5 protein-coding genes are annotated in these 5,082 nt (G+C 72.3%); 4 read left to right on the forward strand and 1 reads right to left on the reverse strand.

The annotated features are described in order from the left end of the window. The first annotated feature begins 238 nt into the window (after nucleotides 1-238). The 4 genes from SALMUC_RS27015 (at nucleotide 239) to SALMUC_RS27030 (ending at nucleotide 4,578) form a co-directional block, all read left to right on the forward strand. The gene (locus SALMUC_RS27015) at nucleotides 239-1,192 is read left to right on the forward strand and encodes a KpsF/GutQ family sugar-phosphate isomerase (RefSeq protein ID WP_020041586.1); all 954 of its coding nucleotides are present in this window, start codon (nucleotides 239-241) and stop codon (nucleotides 1,190-1,192) included. Then, on the forward strand, nucleotides 1,192-1,989 hold the full coding sequence (locus SALMUC_RS27020; RefSeq protein WP_020041587.1) for a 3-deoxy-manno-octulosonate cytidylyltransferase: 798 nt from the start codon (nucleotides 1,192-1,194) through the stop codon (nucleotides 1,987-1,989). Before SALMUC_RS27015 ends, SALMUC_RS27020 begins: the two co-directional genes overlap by 1 nt. Continuing rightward, nucleotides 1,986-2,810, forward strand: coding sequence for a 3-deoxy-8-phosphooctulonate synthase (gene kdsA / locus SALMUC_RS27025; RefSeq protein WP_020041588.1), 825 nt, complete (start codon nucleotides 1,986-1,988; stop codon nucleotides 2,808-2,810). Before SALMUC_RS27020 ends, kdsA begins: the two co-directional genes overlap by 4 nt. A 151-nt stretch (nucleotides 2,811-2,961) precedes the next feature. After that, on the forward strand, nucleotides 2,962-4,578 hold the full coding sequence (locus tag SALMUC_RS27030; RefSeq protein ID WP_020041589.1) for an FAD-dependent oxidoreductase: 1,617 nt from the start codon (nucleotides 2,962-2,964) through the stop codon (nucleotides 4,576-4,578). 16 nt (nucleotides 4,579-4,594) lie between these two features. Here SALMUC_RS27030 and SALMUC_RS27035 read toward each other — a convergent pair. Next, on the reverse strand, nucleotides 4,595-5,082 hold a 488-nt coding region (locus SALMUC_RS27035), incomplete at its 5' end, for a rhamnan synthesis F family protein (RefSeq protein ID WP_037373084.1).

The following is a 5,082-nucleotide window of genomic DNA, read 5'->3' on the forward strand; positions in this document are numbered from 1 at the left end:
GCTGGCGCCCGGCGCCGACGTGCACGCGCTCGTCGCCGAATGGGCCGCGGTCTGGGCCGAGACCGGCGCGCCGCGCCTGCGGGACCCCGACCGCGCCTTCCTGGGCTGGCTGCGCCGGCGGCGCTGAGACCGGGAAACCTTTCGCATGCGAAAGGTCGCGCGCGCGGGCCGGGCGGGTTGGACAGCGCCGCCCGCGCCCTCTATCACTCGCGCCATGACAGACGAGGCCCCACGCCCCATGACCCCTTCCTTCACCGAGACCGCGCGCCAGGTGCTCGACACCGAGGCGCGCGCCCTCGACCGGCTGGCCCGCGAGCTGCCCGCCGACTTCGACGCCGTCGTCTCGGACCTGCTGCAGGTGCCGGGGCGGATCGTCGTCACCGGCATGGGCAAGTCGGGCCACGTGGCGAACAAGATCGCCGCCACCCTCGCCTCGACCGGCACCCCGGCGCAGGCGGTGCACCCGGGCGAGGCCAGCCACGGCGACCTTGGGATGATCACCCGCGCCGACGCGGTGCTGGCGATCTCCAACTCGGGCGAGACGCGCGAGCTGGCCGACATCCTGGCCCACTGCACGCGCTTCGGCATCCCGCTGGTGGCCATGACCAAGCGCGCCGGCAGCACGCTGGCGCGCGCCGCCTCGCGGCTGCTGCTGCTGCCCGACGCGCCGGAGGCCTGCGCCATCGGCATGGCGCCCACCACCTCGACCACCATGGCCATGGCCCTGGGCGACGCGCTGGCGGTGGCGCTGATGCAGCACCGCGGCTTCGACCGCGAGTCCTTCCTCGCGATGCATCCCGGCGGCACCCTGGGCGCGCAGCTGCTGCGGGTCTCGGCGGTCATGCACCGCGGCGCCGAGCTGCCGGTGGTCGCCCCGGGCACCGCCATGGGCGAGGCGCTGGTCGAGATGTCGGCCAAGGGCTTCGGCGTCGCCGCGGTGGTCGCGGAGGGGCGCCTGGAGGGCGTCATCACCGACGGCGACCTGCGGCGCAACCTCGCCGGGCTGATGGAGCGCCGCGCCGGCGACGTGGCGACGCCCCATCCCCGCACCATCGCCCCCGACGCCTTCCTGACCGAGGCGCTGGCGGTGATGAACGCCCACAAGATCAGCGCGCTCTTCGCCGTCGACGAGGAGGCCCGGCTGGTGGGGCTGGTGCATATCCACGACGCGCTGCGGCTGGGGGTGGCATGATGGACCGGGTCGTCTTCATTCCCGCGCGCCACGCCTCGACGCGCTATCCCGGCAAGCCGCTGGTGCCGCTGCGCGGCGCCACCGGGCAGGCCAAGAGCCTGATCCGGCGCAGCTGGGAGGCCGCCTGCGCGGTGCGCGGCATCGATGCCGTCTACGTGCTGACCGACGACGACCGCATCGCCGAGGAGGCGCGCGGCTTCGGCGCCGGGGTGCTGATGACCTCGTCGCGGGCGCGCAACGGCACCGAGCGCTGCGCCGAGGGGCTGGCCCAGCTGGAGACCGAGCCGCGCGTCGTGCTCAACCTGCAGGGCGACGCGCCGCTCACCCCGCCGTGGTTCCTCGAGGCGCTGGCCGGGGCGATGGAGACGGCGGAGCCGGGCGGCACCGGCATGGCCACCCCGGTGCTGCGCTGCGACGCGCGCACGCTCGAGAACTTCGTGACCGACCGGCGCGAGGGCCGGGTGGGGGGCACCACCGCGGTGATGCGCGCCGACGGCAGCGCGCTCTACTTCTCCAAGGAGGTGCTGCCCTTCGTCGGCGATCTCGCCGCGCCGCCCGAGGTCTGGCACCACGTCGGCGTCTACGCCTATACCCCCGGCGCGCTGCGGCGCTACGCCGGCTGGCCCGAGGGGCCGCTGGAGCGGGCCGAGGGGCTCGAACAGCTTCGTTTCCTGGAAAACGGCCTTCCGGTGCGCTGCGTGCCCGTCGAGGCCCGCGGCCGGCTCTTCTGGGAACTCAACAACCCCGTGGACGTGGCCCGCATCGAGGCCGTCCTCGCCGAGGAGGGGATCGCATGACCGAGGTCGCCATCGGATCGCTGACCGTGTCCAACACCGCGCCCTTCGTGCTGATCGCGGGGCCCTGCCAGCTCGAGGGGCTCGACCACGCGCGGATGCTGGCCGGCCGCATCGCCGAGGCCGCGGCGGCGGCGGGCGTGCCCTGGATCTTCAAGGGCAGCTACGACAAGGCCAACCGCTCCTCGCTCTCGGGCGCGCGCGGGCTGGGGATGGAGGCGGGGCTCACCATCCTGTCGAAGATCGGCGCCGAGTTCGACGTGCCGGTGCTGACCGACGTGCATGCCCCGGACCACTGCGCGCCGGTGGCCCAGGCGGTGGACGTGCTGCAGATCCCCGCCTTCCTGTCGCGCCAGACCGACCTGCTGCTGGCGGCGGGCGAGAGCGGGGCGGCGGTCAACGTCAAGAAGGGCCAGTTCCTCGCGCCCTGGGACATGGCCAATGTCGCCGACAAGATCGCCTCGACCGGCAACCGCCGCATCCTGCTCTGCGAGCGCGGCGCGAGCTTCGGCTACAACATGCTGGTGAGCGATTTCCGCGCGCTGCCGATCATGGCCGGCACCGGCTGGCCGGTGGTCTTCGACGCCACCCACTCGGTGCAGCTGCCGGGCGGGCAGGGGGCCACCTCGGGCGGCCAGCGCGAGTTCGTCGAGCCGCTGGCCCGCGCCGCCGTGGCGGTGGGCGCGGCCGCGCTCTTCGTCGAGACCCACGAGGACCCGGACCGCGCGCCCTCGGACGGGCCCAACATGGTGCCGGTGGACCGGCTCGGCCCGATGCTGGCCGGGCTGCGCGCGATCGACGATCTGACCAAGGCCCGCGGCTGAGGCGGGCCGCGCCCTCCCGGGACGGGGTAGCGCCGGGGGGAGGTTTCCGGCCATCCCGAAAGAGAGGGACTGCGCTGCTCTGCCGCGCGGGAAAGAACTTTTCCGGCCTGCGCCATATGCGATAAGGTCAATGTGATTTTCGGACGGTGGGATGACTTTGAAAAACGTTGATATCGCGATCTTCCGGGCGACGCCGGCGGGGATCATCGCGGCGGTCGCCGCGGCCCGGCTCGGCTTTTCGGTGACCATCGTCGAGAGCGGGCCGCAGGTCGGCGGGATGATGACCTCGGGGCTCAACGCGACGGACGCGGTCGGCAAGAGCTGGATCACCGGCGTCTCGCGCGAGTTCTTCATCCGCGCCCGGATGCACTACGGCACCCATTTCCTGCCCTCGCGGATCGAGAGCAAGGTGGCCGGCGCGATCTTCCGGACGATGCTCGACGAGGCCGGGGTCGAGGTGCTGCGCGACACCCGCATCGAGGAGGTCCGGCGCAGCGGGCGGACCATCTCGCAGGCGCGTCTGTCGGACGGCACGGTGCTCGCGGCGGACTGGTGGATGGACGCCTCCTACGAGGGCGACCTGATGGCCATGGCCTTCGTCTCGTACCGTCTCGGGCGCGAAAGCCGCGACGAGTTCGACGAGCCCTGGGCCGGCCGGCAGCGCTCGCGCTCGCTGCTGCCCTGGGGCGGCGGGCGGCGCATCTCGCCCAAGGTCGGCGACAGCTTCCGCCCCTGGGTCGATCCGCCCAGCAACCTGCCCCTGGGCAGCGCCGACCGGCGCGTGCAGAGCTACTGCATCCGGCCCACGCTGACCAACATCAACGTGCCGCACCTGCGGGTGCCGATCGAGCGGCCCGAGGATTTCGACTTCTCCGCCTTCGACATCTTCCGCGAGCTCGCCCGGGACCTGGGCTCGGCGGCGGTGCGCTCGACCTGGCACCGCAACATGGGCACCACCTTCAAGTCGGCCTACTTCAACCTCGCCGAGCTGCCCAACGGCAAGTGGGACATGAACTCGGGCCCGCTGGCGCCGATCAACAACCCGGCGCTGACCGACGGCTGGGCCGAGGCCTCGCACGAGACGCGCGCCGGGATGACCGAGGCCTTCCGGCGCTACACGCAGGCGATCCTGTGGTTCATCCAGAACGATCCCGCGGTGCCGGTGGCGGTGCGCGCCTTCTTCTCGGACTTCGGCCTGCCCGGCGACGAGTACACGGACAGCGGCCACCTGCCGCCCGAGGTCTACGTCCGCGAGGGCCGGCGCCTGATGGGCGAGAACACCTTCACCCAGCACCACGTCGAGGGCGGCGGCGTGGGCAAGGACGAGGAGGTCTGCGAGGGGCGCTATTTCCTCGACTGCAAGCCGGTCTCCTGGATGGCCAACCGCGAGATGACCAACGTGGTCCGCGAGGGCATGTTCATGTCCGGGGGCGAGCCGCTGCGCTATTCCATCCCCGCCTGGGTGATGCTGCCCAGGCGCGGCGACACGACGAACTTCTTCGCGCTCTGCGGGGTCTCGGCGAGCCATGTCGCCTTCGGGTCCTTCCGGATGGAGCCGATCTGGATGGAGCTCGGCAACGTCGCCCCGATCATCGCCTGGATCGCCGGGCAGCGCGGCTGCCTGCCGCACGAGGTCGATCCCGCCGCGGTCCGCCGGGTGCGGGAGCAGCGCTTCACCCATCTCTTCGAGAACGACCTGACGCCCTCGGACTTCGTCTCGCAGGGGCAGGGCGGCACCCACGGCTCCAAGGCGTCGACCCCGGCCTGAGCCGGCCCGGGCCGGCTCAGCCGCGCAGCATGAGCAGTTGCAGCGCGACGCTCTTCAAGGGCCGGAGAAAGGGACGCGTGGCCGGATAGCGCGAGAGCGTGCGCCCGTAGACATCGCGCAGCGAGCGGTAGAGGGCGCGGCGCAGCGGCAGGCCGCGCGTGTCCAGTTCCAGCTTCTGGTCGACCACGTTGTTCGACGAGCAGTGGGCCGCGTACATCTGCGCCTTGTATTCCAGCCGGGCATAGTCCTGCGCCGCGCGCCGCGGCTGCATCACCTGCACGATGCGGTAGCCGCGGTCGTGCACCGCGTAGCCGATCAGCCGCTCCTGCACGTGGGCGACGCCGCCGTCGATGTGATGCGGCTCGGCGTTGTAGTCGGTCCACTTCCAGCGCCAGTCGAACATCTTGCGCAGCGCGTCCAGCCGGAACCAGTACATCGTGCCGTAGGGCGCCACCGGCGTGTGATCGTCGAGCGGCACGTCGATGTACATCTCGGCGGCGAGCG

It is taken from the genome of Salipiger mucosus DSM 16094 (genome assembly GCF_000442255.1).
GTDB classification, from domain to species: Bacteria; Pseudomonadota; Alphaproteobacteria; order Rhodobacterales; family Rhodobacteraceae; genus Salipiger; species Salipiger mucosus.

Coding starts and splice junctions, on each gene's coding strand:
- SALMUC_RS27015 (WP_020041586.1), top strand. CDS start 239: ATGACCCCTTCCTTCACCGAGACCGCGCGCCAGGTGCTCGACACCGAG.
- SALMUC_RS27020 (WP_020041587.1), top strand. CDS start 1,192: ATGGACCGGGTCGTCTTCATTCCCGCGCGCCACGCCTCGACGCGCTAT.
- kdsA (WP_020041588.1), top strand. CDS start 1,986: ATGACCGAGGTCGCCATCGGATCGCTGACCGTGTCCAACACCGCGCCC.
- SALMUC_RS27030 (WP_020041589.1), top strand. CDS start 2,962: ATGACTTTGAAAAACGTTGATATCGCGATCTTCCGGGCGACGCCGGCG.